This is a genomic window from Legionella maceachernii (assembly GCF_900167045.1).
Classification (GTDB): Bacteria; Pseudomonadota; Gammaproteobacteria; order Legionellales; family Legionellaceae; genus Tatlockia; species Tatlockia maceachernii.
Genome location: NZ_FUXJ01000004.1, coordinates 179,776 through 198,929, shown reverse-complemented (window position 1 = coordinate 198,929; position 19,154 = coordinate 179,776). Strand labels below are relative to the sequence as shown.

The window sequence follows — 19,154 nt, the reverse complement described above, 5'->3', positions numbered from 1 at the left end:
AGTGCCATAATGATAACCCAGCGAGAGAATTGCCTGCAGCTCCCTAGTTTTTACGAAAAATTCTGAGTATCCTAATAACCACGCGTGTTAACAAGGAGATCGACCTTGACAATAGTCGCCCGTTTTGAAATACCTTTCGCTCAGATTCTTAACGAGAAAAGCGAAATTTGTGACGCTTTACCTGAGTTTGCTCATGATGAGGCTACACTGAAAACACTCTATCGTGTGATGGTACGCACCAGAGCTTTTGATAAAAAAGCGATTGCGTTACAGCGGACGGGTAGAATGGGTACTTATGCCCCGATTAATGGCCAAGAAGCCATTTCAACTGCCATCGGGCATGCGATGCGGCCTGAAGACGTGTTTATCCCTTACTATCGCGATTATGCAGCCCAATTTCAACGCGGTGTTAAGATGTCAGAGATTCTCGCTTATTGGGGCGGAGACGAACGAGGCAGTCAATTCGCATGCAACTCGGAAGACCTGCCTATTTGTGTGCCTATTGCTTCTCAATGCTTACATGCTGCGGGCGTTGCTTTTGCGTTCAAATATCGCAATCAGCCGCGTGTTGCTGTGGTCTGCTTAGGCGAAGGAGGCACTTCCGAAGGCGATTTTTACGAAGCCATGAATGTGGCCGGCACTTGGAATTTACCAGTGGTTTTTGTGGTTAACAACAATCAGTGGGCTATTTCCGTTCCTCTTTCTAAACAAACAGCAAGCCAAACGGTTGCTCAAAAAGCGATTGCTGCTGGCTTTACAGGGATTCAAATCGATGGAAATGACGTATTAGTTTGCCGTCAGGTGATTGGTGAAGCCCTCGAAAAAGCACGTCGAGGGGAAGGACCTACGTTGGTTGAAGCGTTGACCTATCGACTTTGCGATCACACCACAGCTGATGATGCGACACGTTATCAACCTTGTGAAGAAGTAGAAAAGGCCAAATTAAAAGAACCCATCGCCCGTTTTAAATATTATTTGGAACAGCAAAAAATATGGGATAAAACCCAAGAAGATCAGCTGATGAAGGAAAGCAACGAAGCGGTGGAAGAAGCGGTTAATGAATACCTAGGCCAAAAAAAACAGCCAATCACAAGTATTTTTGATTATCACTATGCTGAATTGCCCGATTATTTAGTTGAGCAACGCGCAATAGCCATGGAGGATGTGTCTCGTGCCTGATATCACTCTAGTCGAAGCAGTCACTCAAGCTTTAGCTTACGAATTAGCTCATGATGAGAATGTTGTCGTTTTTGGTGAAGACGTTGGTAAAAACGGCGGCGTTTTCCGAGCTACCGTTGGATTACAAGAGCGCTTTGGTGAACGCCGCGTCTTTGATTCGCCTCTTGCAGAATCGATGATTGGCGGCCTTGCTATTGGTATGTCTCTTCAAGGTTTAAAACCCGTGGCAGAATTTCAGTTTATGGGTTTTATTTATCCAGCTATGAACCAAATTATTGCTCATGCAGCGCGGATGAGAAACCGTACTCGAGGACGCTTGCATTGCCCCCTCGTGTTTCGCGCTCCCTTTGGCGGCGGCATTAGAGCGCCTGAGCATCATTCTGAAAGTACTGAAGCTTTATTCGCCCACATTCCTGGCCTTCAGGTGGTCATTCCCTCTTCACCGAAAAGGGCTTATGGCTTACTTCTCGCAGCCATCAGGAATCCTGATCCCGTTATTTTCCTTGAACCCAAACGAATTTACCGCTTAGTCAAGCAACCGGTTGACGATAATGGGGAAGCCCTACCCTTAGGAAAATGCTTTACGTTACAAGAAGGTGACGATGTAACTCTCATTAGTTGGGGCGCGAGCATGCATGAAACATTACAAGCTGCTAAGCAACTTGCAGAGGAAGGGATCTCCTGCGAAGTGATCGACGTAGCAACCATTAAACCCTTGGATATTGAAACTATACTGGCTTCTGTTGAGAAAACAGGACGATGTGTTATCGTGCATGAAGCGGCTAAAACAGGCGGCGTGGGTGCCGAAATTTCCGCATTAATCATGGAAAATGCGCTGGCTGATTTACTCGCACCGGTACAACGCGTCACAGGTTACGATGTGGTTATGCCCTATTTCCAACTCGAAAAGCACTATATTCCCAGTGTTTCCCGAATCAAAGACAGTGTCTTGAGCATAATGGAGTGATGATGAATATTTTCAATTTACCTGATTTAGGCGAAGGGTTGCCCGATGCAGAAATTCATGAATGGTTTGTTAAAGAAGGCGATACAGTGACGGCCGACCAACCGCTTGTTTCCATGGAAACAGCGAAAGCAGTCGTTGATGTGCCCTGTCCTCAAAATGGCAAAATCATTAAGCTGTTCGGTAAACCTGGCGATGTCATCAAAACGGGTGAACCGTTAGTTGGCTTTGAAGCAGGGGTTGAAAGTGCTAAGAAAGTCGACAAAGGGACAGTGGTGGGTAATCTTGAAGAGAGCACGGATATGAGTGAAGACAACTTCATCATTGGCTCTGGCAGCAAAAGCTCACAACGAATCAAAACGACCCCTGCAGTGCGCTTAATGGCAAAAAAATTAGGTGTCGAGCTTAGCTCGCTAAAAGGCAGTGGTGAGCACGGCATGATTACTCGTGAAGATGTGCAAGCTGCTGCAGAGAAAAAAGCCCAACTGCCAGAAGGTTATGAAGCGTTACGCGGCGTACGCCGAGCCATGCTCAACAGTATGGTGCAATCACATCAAGAAATAGTTCCTGTTAGTATTTTTGATGAAGCGGACATCGAGGGCTGGTCAACAGGAACCGATATTACCGTGCGTTTAGTTCGCGCTATTATTCATGCTTGTGAACAAGAGCCTGCTCTTAACGCCTGGTTCGATACGGCGCACAGTGCAAGAAAATGTTTTAGTGAAGTCAACTTAGGCATAGCTATGGACAGCAGTGAAGGATTGTTTGTTCCTGTCATCCATAATGCCGCGACTCATTCTGACGAGCAATTACGGAAAATGATTGATGACTATAAAAAGGCGGTATTCGAACGAGTTGTCGCACCAGAAAAACTAAAAGGAGCAACAATCACTTTATCCAATTTCGGTAAGTTTGCTGGTCGTTTCGCAAGCCCCATCATCGTTCCTCCTATGGTGGCTATTCTTGCAGTAGGCCGCTTGTACCAAGGAGTAGTCGCCTCTCATGGCAAAGTGGAAACGCATCGCCTACTACCCTTATCGCTAAGCTTTGATCATCGAGCAGTGACAGGTGGTGAAGCGACACGATTTTTAGGCGCAGTGATTGAGGCTTTGCAAAAGCCTTGATGTTTAAATCGGTCAACTATATCTCTGCTTTTTACTGTTTTAATGAAATAAGTTCAGTGGATACGTACCGCACGAAGCGCGGTACGTAGGGGCTTTAGATATACTGCTGTTTTTACGCTATCGCCGCGATCAAATTTTCTGCTCTTTTTTCAATCGCATCCACATGCGAGAGTCCATCTGTCCGGCAGAAAAATCTCGCCTCTCCCGTCGTTACTTCAGTAATGTACTGTTTTGCAGGGATCGCTAATCCTAAAGTAAATACAGCCAGCGAAGCAAGAGCAATATTTGCCAGTAAAGGTAGCCATGCAGTGTGTTGACTCATGATCTCATCCCTGCTGTGAATATGACAAATAAAGTCCATATGGAACTTTGTAAAGAATTTTTTATCACTGAGTGAAGCCGCTTTATCGGTAAATTTATGTTGATTATCCAGGAGAAATTGATCCACTTTTCCCTGCAGAGCTTCGGCTAATTTTTTAGCAACATTCGCGTTTTCTTTATAATTGTCCGCAATCGAATCACCAAATTTTTCAAGCTCTCCAATTTCAACATAAAGTTTTTTAATCTGGGTAACTAATTCGGGGTCACTTGAATTCAATGTATTAAGAATTGCCTCTGCTTGCTCATGCAGGTCAGCATTTGCTTCTTTTAAATCTTCACTTGAATTCAATTCATAATTATCAGGAATTTGCTTATTGAGTTCATTAATTTTTACAACAAAACGATTAAGCAATGATCGTAAACTGAAACCATGAAATGTTTCTTTTTCGTTGCAGATAGAGGTTAATAGCGCCTCACTGTTACCCGTGTCTTTATAGCATTCCAAAGCCTTTATGATTTTCTCTATAAAGGACAATCTACGCTGTTGGTCTTGGGGAAACAATCGATCTTTATAACGGTATTTTTTTCGACGTTCATCTTCATAACGAGTAAGTTGCGCTATAAAATCAGCAACAACCTCTTCCCTCTCTTCAATGCGCTTCCCTAATCGGGAATTAATTGTACTTTTAATTCCAATTTTTTCGTTTAATTGAGTAAATTCCTCAACTAAACGAGCAATTTTTTGCATCGACTCGGTAGGTGGTGACGACAGCGTTTCTAACGTGGCTTTTAAGAGGGTTAATCCGACCATTGGAAATGCATTTAAATAGCGACTCACTTTCTCAACTACAGCAACATTCGTCTCCCAGCTCGCTTTAGATTCTGCAAACAGTAGATTTGCACACATTTGATTTTGCTGAAGTTCAGCATCAATTTTACAAAGAAGAGAGTCAACTTGTGCTAATGATTCTGTGTACAACGTTTTAACACGTTTGTCTAATTCATTAAATTGATCAAGTTTGCTGGTAATTTCTGCTTTTCGTTTTTCATCAGCAACATGGGATAAATCTCTCTGCAAAAATTCAATTTTAAGAAAATAAAGTTTCATTTTTTCCGATAATACTGAACATTGAGTTAGCCGATTATTCCATGTTGTTAATTGACCAGCTAGATTGCTATCGTCAGAATTTTCATCAGAAAAAATCTCCTTTACCTCATTTTCAATTTTAATTAAAAAAGCATCTAAATCATTTTGCTTTTTATGACAAATAGTATTGAAAAGCAGTTCAAGTTTTTCCTTTGAATGGGCAAGAATTTTTTGGATTTGATTAAAATTATCTTCATACACAGGATTATTAGCCGCTTCGATTTTTGCGGTTTTTAATAAGTTTTCAAGTTTTGATAACTCTTCTCGCGCAGCGGTTAAAGAACTAAGCAGTTTTTCTTGATGTTGATTAAGCAACTTAATGGTATTGAATTCGAGAATTAAGTTGTCCAACTCAGCAATTTGTCTTCCTATTTCTTGATTGCCGACTAATAAAAGGACCATTTTATCAAGAACAGCTATCTCCTTAGTTAAATCTTTCAGCTCATCCTGCTTCACCTGTGTATTTATGCTTAATTGTTTAATGTCTTCAACGAGCAATTGCACCTCTTTAGCATACTGCTTACGCTGATTTTTAAAGTGTTCGATATCTTGACTAAGTGTTCTTAATGTTTTTGCCAAATTACAAAAAGGGAGTAGCTCACTTTTTAGTTTGAAAGGGACAGAAGGTTCTGTTCTACTGTTGCTTTCCTCCGCTGTAATTTCTCCTAGCCAGGTTACGAGAGTATTGATCCCCTCAGACGTTTTTAAATTTTCATCACTTAGAATAAATTCAGGATCGTGTGTTGTTTGATACTCTTTTCTGTGCGCTAATAATAGTTTAATTTTTTGCAACGCTTCCGCGCACTGACTGGTGAATCGATTTTTCTTTTTGAAAAACTCTTCTTCGAGTGTCGATAATGGATCAGGATTGGCTAAAGGATCACTATTTAAATGAAGCAGTGCTACTTTATCTCGATGCCGCTCTTTTTTGGATTTTTCTTCAACCAATTGGATTGCTAATTCACTTTCCATAAATGCAAGCTGTCTTTTTTTACTCTCCCTTAATGAAAGGATCACTGAGGGATCAGAAGACTTCATCGTTTCCGCCAACTCCTGTGCAGCCTTAGCTTTATTCCGCTTAATCTCCAATTTCTCATGCCATTGCTCTAAATTTGCAGCAGCCTCTTGTAGCCTATTTCTATAATGCTCAACGTGCATTTTACTTTGCTCATAGCAAGCATTAAGCTCTTTGTTGGTCACGGGCGCAACCGTTAGAAGAAGTTCAAAGGATTGGATGGAACCGGCTAGGTTTTGCTCAATGCTTTTCACTGTTTCGAGACCGTGCTGAGCTTTTTTCTGTCGAGCGCTCACATCAAGCAATAATTCATTAATCACAACAAGTCGTTTATCAATAGGTATATTCTCAACATCACCACTATCGCTTGGCATGTCCAGCTCTTCAAGAATTAATCCATTAAGCTCACTTATCCATCCATCATTCTCCATTTTCCAGCGAATAACTGCCTGTTCTTGCCAGACTTTTACCTCTTGCTGTAGCTGATCAGCAAGTTTTGCTTTCTCACTTCTAAAATAAGACAGCAATGAAATTATCTCTTCATATTCAGGATTTTTTAATTTAAGTTTGTCTTTAACAGGAACAACATCAAGCTCAGTTTGCTCATTAAATGCGATAATCACTTCCGGCAATTGCTCTGTGCTGTATGAAACATCCAACTGTTGCACTTTAGCCCTTTGCAAATCATTAAGTAATGTTGGATAAGTCGCTATCAAGCCATTCAATTTTTTTAGTTCATAATCCTTATTTCTTTCTAATAAATAAGCTAATTGTGCAATAGTTTGATCCAAGCTACTCATTCTTTCATGCAATAACTTGACTTTTACCGAAGGAGCCCGTTCATTAGCCAGGAGGGTGTGAAACTCATCAAACGCCCCATGAAGCTGCCTCGCTTCTTCTAAATGGCTTGACGCTAATCGAGCTTCTTGTTCAACAAATTCTTGAAGCAAGCTCATTTTTGCTAGCTCACTTTTTACGTGAGGGGTTTGCGCATAATTCTCTAAATAAGTTTGAAGTGAATAAGAAAGGAAATTTTTGGTCGATACTAAAAAATCATTATAATAATCTTGAAAATTATGATAGATTTCACTTCCGCTATTGTTAGTAACTTTATAACGCAACTCTTTTAATCCCTGACAACCTTGTCCGCCTTGTGTCTGTTGCGGGTTGCTTGGCGCATGCTCAACTGAAATTTTTAGGTCACTAAATCGATCGGGAATGAATGCGGATAAGGCACTATTTCTTATGTCCAGCGTAAATGCTTTGGGATTTAGAAAAGTAACTAAATCTTCTAACTCATCAGGAAGTTGACTAAGCAAATCAAGCAATTCAATGACCAGATGGTACATGGAAGGATGACTAATGATTAATGCTTGAGGTGCGTATCCTTTGTCATCAAATAACGCATACTTGATTTCTTTAATAAAACGTTTCTCTAAATCCTTGACGTCAAAGGGCTCCTGTTCCACTAAATCAAATGCGTCGATCACCTCTTCAATAATCGAGAAGTAGTGCTCTAAATTACAACCGGGAATTTGCAGTGCTTCTGCATAGCATTTTTCAGTTTCTTTTCTTAATTCTTTTTTTAATCGATTTTTAAATTCGGGGATATTAGTAGCGGTAAGACGTGGGGTGTTTGGCCGGCTATTTTTTATTGCATTATGCAACCGCTCCAGCGTAATTCTATAGAATACATTAACCGGAGTGTCGAATTCTTTGGCATCCTCTAACCGGCTGAAGAGCGAAATACCATCTTTTACAAGGGAAAGTTTACTGGGCTGGTTTCCATTATCAAAGGACAAAAATAATTCAATAACCTTATCAAGAATGATCTTTATATCTTTGAGGCGTTGCGTTGCATACTTTTTTTCGAGAGTAGATTGCTCTTTGCGCTGCTTATTTTTCTGAATAAGCTCTTGTAGCCTATTCTGCAAGTGCATCATAATTTGCCCTAAGGGGCTTACAGCTAAAGAAGTAAACGCATTACTTTTCGTTGGTATTCTAAGCTTTTTCCTACCCATGAAAGGTTTCCGGATTAGGATGAATGGGCATAAGATATATGAGAAAGCTTAAGTTAACCTTAAGAACTTTAAATTTTTGGTAATTCTTTGCATTGAACTTTGTTCGTGCTTTTTAAAATAACGACAAAATGAATTATAATCATTAATCAAGAGGTTATTTGTTTTTAAAACGGGTTTTAAATCCATAAAAACTTATGATGGACATAATACAAACAGATTACATGTTTCTCAATCACTCTTTTTGATTAAATTTTTGACATAAAACTATAAAAAATGGTACTCTTCTACGATTTCATCCACAAACTAAATTCGGCCATATTGGATAGGAGTTACAATGGGTAAGCATGATGTAAGAGATCAACAAAAAGTTCTATTAGCCCGTACAAAGAACCGCCCCTTTTCCTATGAATATAGCTTTCGAGAATTTTTGCAGGAGCGATTTAATTTTTTTGGAAATACTCAATCCCTCATTGTATCGGGAAGCACCTATTCTAATGCGACCAGCGAGAATACCTACGGTGTACTGGATGCCAGTGTCACTGATTACCTTTATGATGAGCATGGTGTAAGAATCGGCTTAACTATGGCGACTGCTGATGGATTGGACCATTCTGCTGATAAGCAAGAAAATCTTAGCACTGCTTTGGTCAGCTCGAGTGCTTGTGAATCATTTGTCAATAAAAGCAAACAATTGACAACATTTGATACAGATACTGTGCAGCAACTCATGCTAGAAGCCGGTGAAGAGTCGAAAAAAAGCAAATTATCGCCTACCTATAATTCTAAATCTTCTTTAGCAGCAACTGTTATTTATCGTCAACCCAATGGTGCCATGAAAGCAATCATAGGAAACGTGGGTGATGGAATGATTGTCGTTATTGACGGAAAAACAGGAGACATAAAACAGGTAGTGGCTGCACGCGATTATCAGCGTCATCAAATGGGTGGCTTCTCTCAGTATATCCCTAACTCTGTCCAAGATTTAACAGAGGATAATGTGGCAGTCGCTGCTGAGTTCATCGAGCTCGACACCATTAAGGAAGACGATATCATTATCCAAATGACTGACGGTATTTGGGGTGAATTCGAATGCACGAAAGAGCAACATGAAGTCGATGGACAAACTTATCGTGCACATCAACTTACCTCTAAGGCTCTATTTTATTTTGACAAGTTAATTAGAGAACTCGAGACAATCGTTCAACTCGGTGAAAATCTTCTTACAGGGCTCAGCCTACTTGCTTGCACGAAAAGAAATAAGTTCCAAGAGCTAATTCAGGCACTACAACCCTTTAGTGAAACGCTTTTAAAAAAATCGTTTTTGAGTAGAGTAGACTATGAAGCTTATACCATTTCAGTGTGGTTAGAGGAGATTCGTCAAAGTGGTGATAGCGGACCCGGTATAGCGGATGATTTACAACGGTATTTACAAGAATCGCAAGAGGATATCCATTACAATATCAATACATGCCCGGCTAAACTATTAGCCCAGGATTTACAACGAAAAGGATTGGGTGATTGTGCAACCATCGCTATTATGCAAGTGCCCAATCATAAAAAAGAATTGGTTCGCGCGCTCATCAGTAATCCTCAACATAGATCAGCTCTTTTAGCCCGCATTGAAAAGGAAGTTTCAGAAAAAGAGTTGGATGATATTATAACCTCTCTTTCGCAAGAGAAATCTCTTCCTCCTCTTACCTCTGACGAGAATGGAAATAGCATTGGCTGCGCCAGTACTGATTTAGCCACTCGGTCTAGCTTAACTTATCCACCGCAGACATGGTGTTTATTGGTCCAATCAATGGATTATGTGAGAAAACTCATTGCTGAAAGCCCTAGCTTGGAGAAACCCGTTTTATTACGTGAACTTACAACTAAATTGACTTCAACCGATACAAATGAATTAAATGTCGCTCAATTGAGCATGATATTCGATATTTGCAGTGCCAAAGAAAATCTATTTAATACCCATAGAAACCCTAACTGGGACCAGTTTTTTGGGATTAAAAATACGCGGACTTGGGGTGATACGGTTAAAGAAATCCGGGATTTTGCATTAACAAAATTATTTAAAGAAGCCGATTTGATCGAGGATATCCAAGAAAAAATAGCATTGTTAGAATGGGCAAAAAAACAACCACTGTTTAATCAGCATCGTAGTAATTTCGTGATTACAGGAGCTTGGGGTAATACCGCTGCTGTCAGTAAAATTAATGGTATATTAGATGAAATTGAGACAGTCAATTATCCTCAATTGAACTAATTAATATTCAACGATCTGGCTTGACTAGCAAGAAGAATCGGGCTCCCTCCCTGCACTTCGTCGTCCTGAGCAAAGCGAAGGACTTCACGACTCTTGGCAGGAGCTCCATCAAGGAGATCCTTCGCTTCGCTCAGGACGACACCTCCCTTGTCATCCCGAGCAAAAGCGAGGGACCTCCAAACTCTTGGCAGTGATCTCTGAAGCAAGGTACTACCAAGTCTTGACATTAGTCTTTTTCTGCCAATGCATTAAGCAAGGCTGCCAAACGACAACCAGCGAGAGCTATTCTTTGCTCAGTTACACGCTTGACCATGTGCTGATATTTTTTATCCGGCTTCTGCCCAGGTTTTACTAGGTAAGCTTTTTGAATTGCAATCTGGTAAGATTCTTTTGCCCAACTCTTTGGTTCTAAATTCATCTTTTCTAACTGGCAGGGCCATACTTCTTCAATACGATAGGCTATTTTAATCAGTTGCTTATAGGACTGTTTCTTGTAGAGGGATCCTCCTCCCCTATCCCAATAAGCATGCAAATTGGCTGCGACCGAATTTTTTCCTAAATGGACAAGATTGCCTCCCTTATCCCCTCTTGGATATTGGACACTAAATTGATTGATTGCGTGCAAAGGTTGATGAAGATCACCCACTACATGCAATAGGACCCTTAAGCTAAATCCTTTGTCGAAATCACTTGAATGGCCTCGTAAAACCGTCTTTGCTTCTTCAATTGCTGACACCGCATTAACCTTAGCAGGAAGAATGACCTTGGTGCCATCCGCAGAAAAAGGCTGGTCAATATAATGCTTTTCCTGTAGCCATACTTCTTTACGAAAGCGTAGGCTGTCCATCCAGGCAGCTGAGTTCACCAAATTTTGCTTTCGATAAACTTTGTCTAAAGCATGGTTATAACGGTTATAAGTTTGCTTAGCATGATCAGTCAAATGATGATAAGCAATTTGGGCTACCAAACGGTGACCTAGGGCATTCCAACAATAACCGTTATTGACGACCAACATAAGGAGGAAACACAACCAGCGGTTTCTCACTTTACTTAACCAAGATAAGGTGACCAAGCTGGCTCTTGAACATCCCCATTCCTTGCCGGTAACCGCATTGTGGTGCGGCCATCAATCGATACCACCGCTAATACACCTTTATCATTAATCCGAGTGGCATAGAGCACTAACCGACCGTTTGGAGCTACAGAAGGCGACTCGTCTGCTGGAGAAGAGGTTAATGGGCTGATTTGGCTATTATTATCTGTATTTTGTATTCCTATATTAAACGATCGATCTTCGCCGCGATGCATCATCACAATGTGCTTTTGATCCGGCGTAAAAGAAGCACGTGCATTGTAGTTTCCATCATAGGTCATACGCTCGATCCTTCCATCAACCAAAGACAATCGGTAAATTTGCGGCGAACCGCCTCGTCCCGAAGTAAAGAGCATTGATTTTCCATCTGGCGAATAGCGAGGCTCGGTATCAATGGCATCCCCGAAGGTTAATTGCTTCATGTAACCGCTACTTAAGTCGACACTGTAAATTTTAGGAGAGCCTCCCTTCGATAAAACCACTGCAAGATTGCGACCATCAGGTGACCAAGCTGGAGCATTATTGATGCCCACAAAATCAGTTAATAAACGCCGCTTACCTGATTCAACTGACACGGTAAAAATTTGTGCTTTCTTTTTTTCAAATGACACATAAGCAATTTGTCGACCATCAGGCGACCAAACAGGCGACATGATTGGCTCTGTTGAAACAAGCAAACTTTGTGGGTTATAACCATCAAAATCAGCGACCTCAAGAAAATATTTTGCCTTCTCAGCGTTAGTCCGCTGCACAAGAATATAGGCAATACGTGTAGAGAAAACACCACGCTCACCTGTCAGTTTTTCATACACCTCATCGCTGATATGATGCGCGAGCGCGCGAGCATCATGTGCACTAATTTGATAGTTTTTTGCCAGTAACACTTTACCTTGAGCTACCGCATCGAATAATTTATAACTCACATCATAACGATTATAACCAATTCGGGTTATTTGCCCGGATAGCACACTGTCAGCACCCGCCTCGCGCCACACACTAACTGCAAGGGGGCGCCCTTGAGGTGCTGGAATAATTTTAAACTGGCCTGAAAATCGGAAATCAGCGTTGATTACATCGGTTAATTGCTGTCCGATTTCGTCATAACCAAAGGGTTCAATGCCAATAGGTAGTGCTGAGTTAATACCTTGAGTCACTTCTAAATCAACTGCGAACAGTAGAACTGGAAAAAATAGGAATGCTGCTGCAATCAAACGTCTAATTAACACGTTACCCCCTAACATTTTCTGGCCGTACAGTTAAACTGATATCACGGAATAAATTAAAAGTCTCAGGATCACTCGGTACTGGTAGTGGCGACGCCTTATAAATAGCAGTTTGTGCGGAGCGATCTAAAACCGAATCACCGCTGCTACGCATTAAGCTTACTTCCAGAACAGCACCATCCGGTGCGAGACGAATTCTAAATTGACTTGACAAACTACTGTCCACATTTTCAGGCAAAATCCATTGTCGGCTTATCGCATTAACAATCATGGCCTTGTATTTATCCACTTCACCTGCGAGATGCGCTTTTTTTGCTGCATCAGCTGCTGCTTGCTGTTGAAGAGCAGCTTGACGTTGTTGCTCGGCTTCTGCTTTCGCTTTTTCAGCTCGAGCAAGCTCTTCTTTAGCTTTTTCTTCGTTAACCTTATCGAGTCTCGCTTTCTCTTCAGCTTGTTTTTGCTTTAATAAAGCGAGCTTTTCGGTCTCTTCTTGTTGTTTCTTTAATTGTTGTTGCTTAGCTTTAAGTTCCTCAATCCGTTTTGCTTCTTGTGCTTTTTGCTCAGCTAGCTGCTTTAATCGGCGTTTTTCTTCTTCAATTTGCTTTTTTCGAGCAATAGCAACTTTCTCAGCTTCCTCTTTTAATTTCGCTAAGCGTTGCTGCTCTTGTAAGCGTGCTTTACGTGCCATTTCAGCCTGTTTAAGCAAAGCGTTTTGTCTTGCTTGCTCCGCCTTTAATTGATTGGTGCGCTCTTGTTTTAAACGCTGCACTGTCTCCATCACTTCGCGATTATCCACACTCACCGCTTTTACAACCTCGTCTTTCGGTTGAGCAGATTGCTCGATGGGCAATGCCTGGCTAGGCTCGTTTTTCGCTTCCGGTGTTAACACTGGGCGCTGATGAGTCGTGGTGTCTACTAATAAGGCTAGACCCAGAAAAAGATGAAATAAAACGGCCGCAATAAACGACTTGCGATAACTTTGATCCACAATCACCCCCGATTCTCCTGCCCCATCTCAGACGAATCCGTTATTAAACCCACTTGCTCAGCTCCTGCTTGTTTTAATAAGCTCATTGCCATAACCACTTTTCCATAGGGAACGCCTTGGTCACCTTTCACCAACACATTTAATACCTGTTTAGATTGTCGCGCTAACTCTAATTCAGCTGCTACTCGGACTTTCAAAGCTTGCGGTGCAATTGGGCTAGCAGGATCACTATGAATATTAAGAAAATAATCACCCTGCTGATTAACTGAAACGATAATGGGTTCTCTGTCAGTTGATTTCAAGGTTTCGCTTGCTGCCTTAGGTAAATCCACAGTAACACCCTGCGTTAACATAGGTGCTGTGATCATAAAAATGACGAGCAATACCAACATGACATCGATATAAGGAACCACATTGATTTCAGCGATTGGGCGAGCACTCGTCTTTTTTCTTCTTAACATGACTTATCCTCTCATCGGCGCAGCAGTTTGTTGCTCAATCAGCGAGACGAGTTCATCCTGAAATAAATCGTAGCGTTCGAGTAAGTTAGATGCACGAGTACTGTAGCGGTTATAAGCGATAACTGCAGGAATTGCAGTAAACAGTCCCAGTGCGGTGGCTACCAAAGCTTCTGAAATACCGGGAGCTACCATTGCGATAGTGGCTTGTTGAGCTTGTCCTAAGGCTTGGAAAGAAGTCATAATCCCCCACACTGTCCCAAACAGACCCACATAAGGTGCGATAGAGCCTACAGAAGCGAAAAAGGGCAGATGTTGTTCCAATTGCATGGCTTCTTTAGTGTGGCTGATTTGCATGACGCGCTGGATGGGTTCTAAGGTTACGTGCCCTAATTTACGGGAGCGCACGTATTCTTTAAACCCCGCATGAAAAATAGCGGCTAATCCTTGTCTGTCGTCCACATTACTATCGATATCTGCATAGAGTTTGCTCAAATCACTACTGTCCCAAAAACGCCTTACAAATCCTTCACATTGTTGTTTCTTACGCTTGAAATACCACGCTCTTTGCAGGATAAGCGTCCATGAGATTATGGATGCGATCAGCAGAATCATCATCACTGTCTTAACGACTAGGCCAGCTTGCATAAAATAACCTAGTACACTTGCATGGTTTACCACGTTTTTTTCCTCCAACCAACACTATTTTTAGCTATCAGATTTAAATAAATTCTCAGGTAAGCGCCTTGGTTTCATCTTATTATTTACACACACCACGCTGATTTGCGCTTCGCAGATTAGCTTATTATCCTGATTATGCATAACCTGATCAAATACCATGCTGCATGATTTTATATTGCTTGTTTTTGTTATCACGCTCAATAAATCATCCAAATAAGCGGGATAGCGATAACGAAGTAGAACCTCGTTGATTGCAAAATGGCAATCATACTTTGCAAGCATGGTTAAAGACAAGCCAGAACTGCGAATCATTTCTGTCCTGGCACGCTCAAAAAAACAAAGGTAATTGGCATGATACACGATTCCCATCATATCGGTGTGCTCTGCATACACTCTAAAATTAATCTGGTGAGAATTCCTAGTTTCCATTAATTATTTTCTTCAACGGCAGTTAATCCAAAATGCTGGTAAGCAAGTTGAGAGGCCACTCTCCCCCTGGGCGTTCTTATCAAAAAACCTTGCTGGATTAAGTAAGGCTCAAGCACATCTTCTATCGTTCCTTTTTCTTCGCCAATGGCTGCGGCCATACTATCGATACCGACTGGGCCTCCAGCGAAGCGCTCTATAATCGCCTGAAGCAATTTTCTATCCATCATGTCAAAACCATACTGGTCAATATTTAACATTTCTAGCGCTTGACCAGCAATGTTTAAGGTAATAATCCCTTTTCCTTTGACTTCGGCGTAATCGCGGACCCGTCGTAATAAACGGTTAGCAATTCGGGGTGTACCACGAGAACGTCTGGCAATTTCACGAGCGCCTTCAATTTCAGTGGTTACTCCTAATAATCGTGCTGAACGAGACACAATATAAGTCAACGCATCCACTGAATAAAATTCAAGGCGTTGTACGATACCAAAACGATCACGTAGAGGAGAAGTGAGCAAGCCTGCTCGCGTCGTGGCTCCAACGAGCGTAAATGGGGGTAGTTCCAATTTAATGGAACGTGCAGCAGGCCCTTCGCCAATCATGATATCGAGCTTATAATCCTCCATCGCTGGGTAGAGAATTTCTTCAATCACTGGACTTAAGCGATGAATCTCATCAATGAACAACACATCGTTCTCTTGCAGATTCGTTAAAAGGGCAGCGATATCCCCTGCCCGTTCTAATACCGGACCAGAGGTTTGCCGTAAATTAACTCCCATCTCATGGGCAATGATATTGGCAAGCGTTGTTTTGCCTAAACCAGGAGGTCCAAAAATGAGCACGTGGTCGAGCGCATCGTTTCGATTTTTTGCCGCGTCGATAAAAATACGCATCTGTGAGCGCACTTCATCTTGCCCGATGTATTCGTCGAGACTAAAAGGACGAATGGCTCGATCCAATGCTTCCTCAGAAGCCGCCGGATTAGCACTGACTAGACGATCACTTTCCAACATAAAGGGCTATAGTTTTGCCATGATTCGTGCATTCTATACCCAAGCTACTTCAAAATGCTAGGTTTAGGCGAATTGATTTTTGCACAGAAAAGCTTGAGAATCTCAAACGACATGACTTTTATTAATCCAGCAGCTTAGGTTGAATTTTTTCGATGATGCCTAATAGCCGATAAGAATGCTCTTCAATTTGGTCTCGAAATATCACTATCAATTTTTTTTTATTCTTGCCGCTTAACTCGAAGAGAAAAAAAAGCCCTATGCTAACCACTACCCTTCCCTTCTCATAAATTCGTTCCTGATGATCTTGACCATGAAGCACCCAGCGCTCGTGATAAGTGAGCATGACATAATTTGGGTAAGGCAGCGGATTGTTAAAAATGCGAATGAGCTGCCACAAAAGAAAGGCAGTGATCGCAATTTTTAAAAGCAGAATAAAGGAAGAATAAGCAAGAAGTAGAATTGCGCTCAAATGAATTAACAAAGCGAGTTTGGCGTAATGAGTCGACCTACCTAATGTAATCCTGCATTCGGATAAATTCAACAATATTGTTCAATTCCTTGTCCACGGGCTCGGCGTGCCCCATTAACCAACTGAATAATTCCGGATCCGTACAATCAAGTAATTTTTCGAAAGAAGCGATCTGTGCTGAGTTCATCGTATCGAACTGACGCTCCACAAACGGTATGAGAATTAAATCCAGCTCGAGCATGCCTCGTCGACTGTGCCACAAGAGTTTGGCTTTTTTTAATGAATTACTCATTGAATTACCTAATTGCCAGAATGGGCGATGTTACACTAAACTTCATACCATTCGCAATCTAGCATTGGTGTAAATGCTAAAATATCATTTTCGCGAAAGCAGCAAATATTAAGAGTAACTAAAATGAACTTTTCTGAATACCGAGTTAATGGCAGACCGTTGAGTGTTTTTACTTCATTAGCCAGTGAATTGAATTTTGAAAAAAATAAAAATTACTTGTTTGATCTTTCTTATCTTGGATCATTGCGTTTCATCGGTGAACGAGCAGCAGAATTTTTGCAAGGTCAAGTAAGTTGTGACATACGCAAAGTGACTGACAAGATGATGCAACAAGGAGCAATATGTAATTTAAAAGGACGTGTATTGGCCTTGTTTGATGTGATCCATTGGCATGGTTTGCAATGCATTTTAGCGAACGATTTGCTCGCTGCAACACAATTTTCACTCAGCAAGACGGCAATGCTCAGTCGGGTTAAAGTTGAACAAACGACCGCTTATCAGCTTTATGGCTTTTATTTGGCTAATCCACACGATCAATTGCCTGAGAATATGACGCTACCTGAAACGCGTTTTGCACTAAGCGGTACAGCGGAGTGCTGTTGTTACTATTTAGGCAATCAATGCTATCTCATCTTAATGACTAAAGGACAAGCATCTGCATTCGCCCAGCCTTTTATAAATAGTCAACAAATCCGTGGCTCGCTTGCCTGGCATCAATTGCAATTGCGTCATAAGCGCGTTGAAATTTACCCTGAAACAAGAGGCTTATTCTTACCTCATCGAATTGATTTGCACTTATCAGGACATCTAAGCTTCGATAAGGGCTGCTATAAAGGGCAAGAAATTGTCGCACGCACTCACTATCGAGCCAAACTTAAGCACGAGGTAGCTCTGTTTCTCATCGAAACAAACGAACCACTGACCGCAGGGAAGAAATTATTTCTTCCCAACAGTAACACCGAAATCGGTGAGCTCATTGATTATTCTCCGCTTGCAGATGAGCAATATTTAGTGGCAATAAGTATTCTCCATGAACACCCCAATGAAGCGCTTATTGAATCTCATAGCAAAACAGTGCTTCTTAAGCCTTTCGCTTCATTCCCTTAGCCTCAATATCCGATTTTTTTGCATGATGCTTTGTTGAAATATAGGACGTTCTTGTTTCCCCGTGACGGTAATTGCTACAGGATTAAAAGTTAGTAAATACTGAGGTAAGTGAGAACGAAATTTTCTCATTCCCATTTTCAATACATTTTCTGTTTTTATAAGCAAAGCTTTTTGAGTACCCATGTGTACACAATAGCAATAATTAGGGTAAATTGGCAAAGTTTTAAGCTTGACAAGTCAACTCAATTTTTAATTAACTTAATGAGATCTCTGTCAACTCCTTGGTAACATACGCTGCAGTACTCTATCTTTATCAATAAAATAATGTTTGAATGCGCCAGCGATATGTAAAGCAAGTAAAATCATGATAATCCATGCAACCGTATTATGAGTCTGCTTCATTAAGTGAGCTAATTCTTTATTAGGCTCTATTCCAGGTAAGGTTAAATGAATCAAGCTGAAAAAATAAGGCGGTTTATTCGCAGCGGCCGACATGATCCAACCACTTAATGGCATTAAAATCAAAAAGAAATATAAAGCATACTGAACAAAATTTGAAAGAAATCGCTCCCACACGGGCACCGATTCAGGCAACATCGGTTTCCCATTTCGCCAAATCCACCCTACCCTAACGAGCATCAAAAAGAGAACGGTAATGCCAAAGGATTTATGCAACATGAATGCAAATCCTATGTATCGCTCAGGGAGATCTTCAAGAAAATAGCTACCAAGCAGCATAGCGATTACGATGACTGCAATGAGCCAATGAAGGTATTTAAATCCAACAGGATAATTTACTTCTTGCCTATTCATTACTATTCCTTGTGATACTGCCTTGTCATGAAAATGTAGGATTTCTAAGTGTAGCGAATGATCGTTCTCTGCACCAGGAGATCCCTCACTACGTTCGGGACAACATGAAGATGTTTGCGCCATGTCGTCTATGCATCAGGAGATCCCTCACTACGTTCGGGACGACGTGAAGGTGTTTGCGCCATGTCGTCTACGCATCAGGAGATCCTTCACTACGTTCGGGACGACGTGAAGATGTTTGTGGCATGTCGTCCTGAGCGAAGCGAAGGATCTCCCAACTCTTGGCAGCAACTCCCCTAAAGTTGCTCACCTCATTTAGAGCGCAACATGTCATACCCAGCGCAGAATATCGTTATGAGCATAGACCACATCTCTTTCACCATATCGTCTCTGCACCAGGAGATCCCTCACTATGTTCGGGACGACATGAAGATGTTTGCACCATATCGTCTACGCATCAGGAGATCCCTCACTATGTTCGGGACGACATGAAGATGTTTGCACCATGTCGTCTACGCATCAGGAGATCCCTCACTACGTTCGGGACGACATGA

16 protein-coding genes are annotated in these 19,154 nt (G+C 41.5%); 5 read left to right on the top strand and 11 right to left on the bottom strand.

Features of this window, described 5'->3' with window-relative positions:
- Positions 1–105 precede the first annotated feature (105 nt).
- The 3 genes from pdhA to B5D33_RS04135 are packed head-to-tail and all read left to right on the top strand — an operon-like array spanning position 106 to position 3,267.
- Positions 106–1,179: a pyruvate dehydrogenase (acetyl-transferring) E1 component subunit alpha gene (pdhA, locus tag B5D33_RS04145; RefSeq protein WP_058453843.1), complete on the top strand. Its 1,074-nt coding sequence runs from the start codon at positions 106–108 to the stop codon at positions 1,177–1,179.
- The gene (locus tag B5D33_RS04140; protein WP_058453844.1) at positions 1,172–2,146 is read left to right on the top strand and encodes an alpha-ketoacid dehydrogenase subunit beta; all 975 of its coding nucleotides are present in this window, start codon (positions 1,172–1,174) and stop codon (positions 2,144–2,146) included. The genes pdhA and B5D33_RS04140 overlap by 8 nt, the downstream gene beginning before the upstream one ends.
- A 2-nt stretch (positions 2,147–2,148) precedes the next feature.
- Positions 2,149–3,267 (top strand): dihydrolipoamide acetyltransferase family protein, encoded by a 1,119-nt coding sequence (locus B5D33_RS04135; RefSeq protein ID WP_058453845.1) that lies wholly within the window; start codon positions 2,149–2,151, stop codon positions 3,265–3,267.
- A 112-nt stretch (positions 3,268–3,379) separates the two neighbouring features.
- On the opposite strand, the gene B5D33_RS04130 is transcribed toward B5D33_RS04135, so the two are convergent.
- Complete coding sequence (locus tag B5D33_RS04130) at positions 3,380–7,771, bottom strand: hypothetical protein (RefSeq protein WP_058453846.1); 4,392 nt, start codon at positions 7,769–7,771, stop codon at positions 3,380–3,382.
- A 334-nt stretch (positions 7,772–8,105) separates the two neighbouring features.
- On the opposite strand from B5D33_RS04130, the gene B5D33_RS04125 reads away from it, so the two are divergent.
- On the top strand, positions 8,106–10,034 hold the full coding sequence (locus tag B5D33_RS04125) for a protein phosphatase 2C domain-containing protein (RefSeq protein WP_058453847.1): 1,929 nt from the start codon (positions 8,106–8,108) through the stop codon (positions 10,032–10,034).
- A gap of 226 nt (positions 10,035–10,260) precedes the next feature.
- Here B5D33_RS04125 and B5D33_RS04115 read toward each other — a convergent pair whose 3' ends face one another.
- From B5D33_RS04115 to B5D33_RS04075, 9 genes are all read right to left on the bottom strand, one after another.
- Positions 10,261–11,106 carry a S1/P1 nuclease gene (locus tag B5D33_RS04115; RefSeq protein WP_133140991.1) on the bottom strand — a complete coding sequence of 282 codons (846 nt, stop codon included), beginning with the start codon at positions 11,104–11,106 and terminating at the stop codon, positions 10,261–10,263.
- Positions 11,085–12,347: a Tol-Pal system beta propeller repeat protein TolB gene (gene tolB, locus B5D33_RS04110; RefSeq protein ID WP_234802458.1), complete on the bottom strand. Its 1,263-nt coding sequence runs from the start codon at positions 12,345–12,347 to the stop codon at positions 11,085–11,087. The genes B5D33_RS04115 and tolB overlap by 22 nt, the downstream gene beginning before the upstream one ends.
- A gap of 7 nt (positions 12,348–12,354) precedes the next feature.
- The gene (gene tolA, locus B5D33_RS04105; RefSeq protein WP_058453851.1) at positions 12,355–13,344 is read right to left on the bottom strand and encodes a cell envelope integrity protein TolA; all 990 of its coding nucleotides are present in this window, start codon (positions 13,342–13,344) and stop codon (positions 12,355–12,357) included.
- Positions 13,341–13,799, bottom strand: coding sequence for a protein TolR (gene tolR / locus B5D33_RS04100; protein ID WP_058453852.1), 459 nt, complete (start codon positions 13,797–13,799; stop codon positions 13,341–13,343). The genes tolA and tolR overlap by 4 nt, the downstream gene beginning before the upstream one ends.
- A 3-nt stretch (positions 13,800–13,802) precedes the next feature.
- A complete protein-coding gene (gene tolQ / locus B5D33_RS04095) occupies positions 13,803–14,477 on the bottom strand; it encodes a protein TolQ (RefSeq protein WP_058453853.1) in 675 nt (224 codons plus the stop codon).
- A 27-nt stretch (positions 14,478–14,504) separates the two neighbouring features.
- Positions 14,505–14,906: a YbgC/FadM family acyl-CoA thioesterase gene (locus tag B5D33_RS04090; protein WP_058453854.1), complete on the bottom strand. Its 402-nt coding sequence runs from the start codon at positions 14,904–14,906 to the stop codon at positions 14,505–14,507.
- A complete protein-coding gene (ruvB, locus tag B5D33_RS04085) occupies positions 14,906–15,919 on the bottom strand; it encodes a Holliday junction branch migration DNA helicase RuvB (RefSeq protein ID WP_058453855.1) in 1,014 nt (337 codons plus the stop codon). The genes B5D33_RS04090 and ruvB overlap by 1 nt, the downstream gene beginning before the upstream one ends.
- Positions 15,920–16,040: 121 nt before the next feature.
- The gene (locus B5D33_RS04080) at positions 16,041–16,463 is read right to left on the bottom strand and encodes a protein YgfX (RefSeq protein WP_133140990.1); all 423 of its coding nucleotides are present in this window, start codon (positions 16,461–16,463) and stop codon (positions 16,041–16,043) included.
- The gene (locus B5D33_RS04075) at positions 16,426–16,680 is read right to left on the bottom strand and encodes an FAD assembly factor SdhE (RefSeq protein WP_058453857.1); all 255 of its coding nucleotides are present in this window, start codon (positions 16,678–16,680) and stop codon (positions 16,426–16,428) included. The genes B5D33_RS04080 and B5D33_RS04075 overlap by 38 nt, the downstream gene beginning before the upstream one ends.
- 123 nt (positions 16,681–16,803) lie before the next feature.
- Between B5D33_RS04075 and ygfZ the strand changes: the two genes are divergently transcribed.
- Complete coding sequence (gene ygfZ, locus B5D33_RS04070) at positions 16,804–17,787, top strand: CAF17-like 4Fe-4S cluster assembly/insertion protein YgfZ (RefSeq protein WP_058453858.1); 984 nt, start codon at positions 16,804–16,806, stop codon at positions 17,785–17,787.
- Positions 17,788–18,060: 273 nt separating this feature from the next.
- On the opposite strand, the gene B5D33_RS04060 is transcribed toward ygfZ, so the two are convergent.
- The gene (locus B5D33_RS04060) at positions 18,061–18,600 is read right to left on the bottom strand and encodes a cytochrome b (RefSeq protein ID WP_058453860.1); all 540 of its coding nucleotides are present in this window, start codon (positions 18,598–18,600) and stop codon (positions 18,061–18,063) included.
- Positions 18,601–19,154: the final 554 nt, after the last annotated feature.

Excerpts from the sequence above, each read along its gene's own strand:
- B5D33_RS04135 (WP_058453845.1), top strand. The coding sequence starts at position 2,149 with ATGAATATTTTCAATTTACCTGATTTAGGCGAAGGGTTGCCCGATGCA.
- B5D33_RS04130 (WP_058453846.1), bottom strand. The coding sequence starts at position 7,771 with ATGGGTAGGAAAAAGCTTAGAATACCAACGAAAAGTAATGCGTTTACT.
- B5D33_RS04125 (WP_058453847.1), top strand. The coding sequence starts at position 8,106 with ATGGGTAAGCATGATGTAAGAGATCAACAAAAAGTTCTATTAGCCCGT.
- tolR (WP_058453852.1), bottom strand. The coding sequence starts at position 13,799 with ATGTTAAGAAGAAAAAAGACGAGTGCTCGCCCAATCGCTGAAATCAAT.
- B5D33_RS04090 (WP_058453854.1), bottom strand. The coding sequence starts at position 14,906 with ATGGAAACTAGGAATTCTCACCAGATTAATTTTAGAGTGTATGCAGAG.
- ruvB (WP_058453855.1), bottom strand. The coding sequence starts at position 15,919 with ATGTTGGAAAGTGATCGTCTAGTCAGTGCTAATCCGGCGGCTTCTGAG.
- B5D33_RS04075 (WP_058453857.1), bottom strand. The coding sequence starts at position 16,680 with ATGAGTAATTCATTAAAAAAAGCCAAACTCTTGTGGCACAGTCGACGA.
- ygfZ (WP_058453858.1), top strand. The coding sequence starts at position 16,804 with ATGAACTTTTCTGAATACCGAGTTAATGGCAGACCGTTGAGTGTTTTT.
- B5D33_RS04060 (WP_058453860.1), bottom strand. The coding sequence starts at position 18,600 with ATGAATAGGCAAGAAGTAAATTATCCTGTTGGATTTAAATACCTTCAT.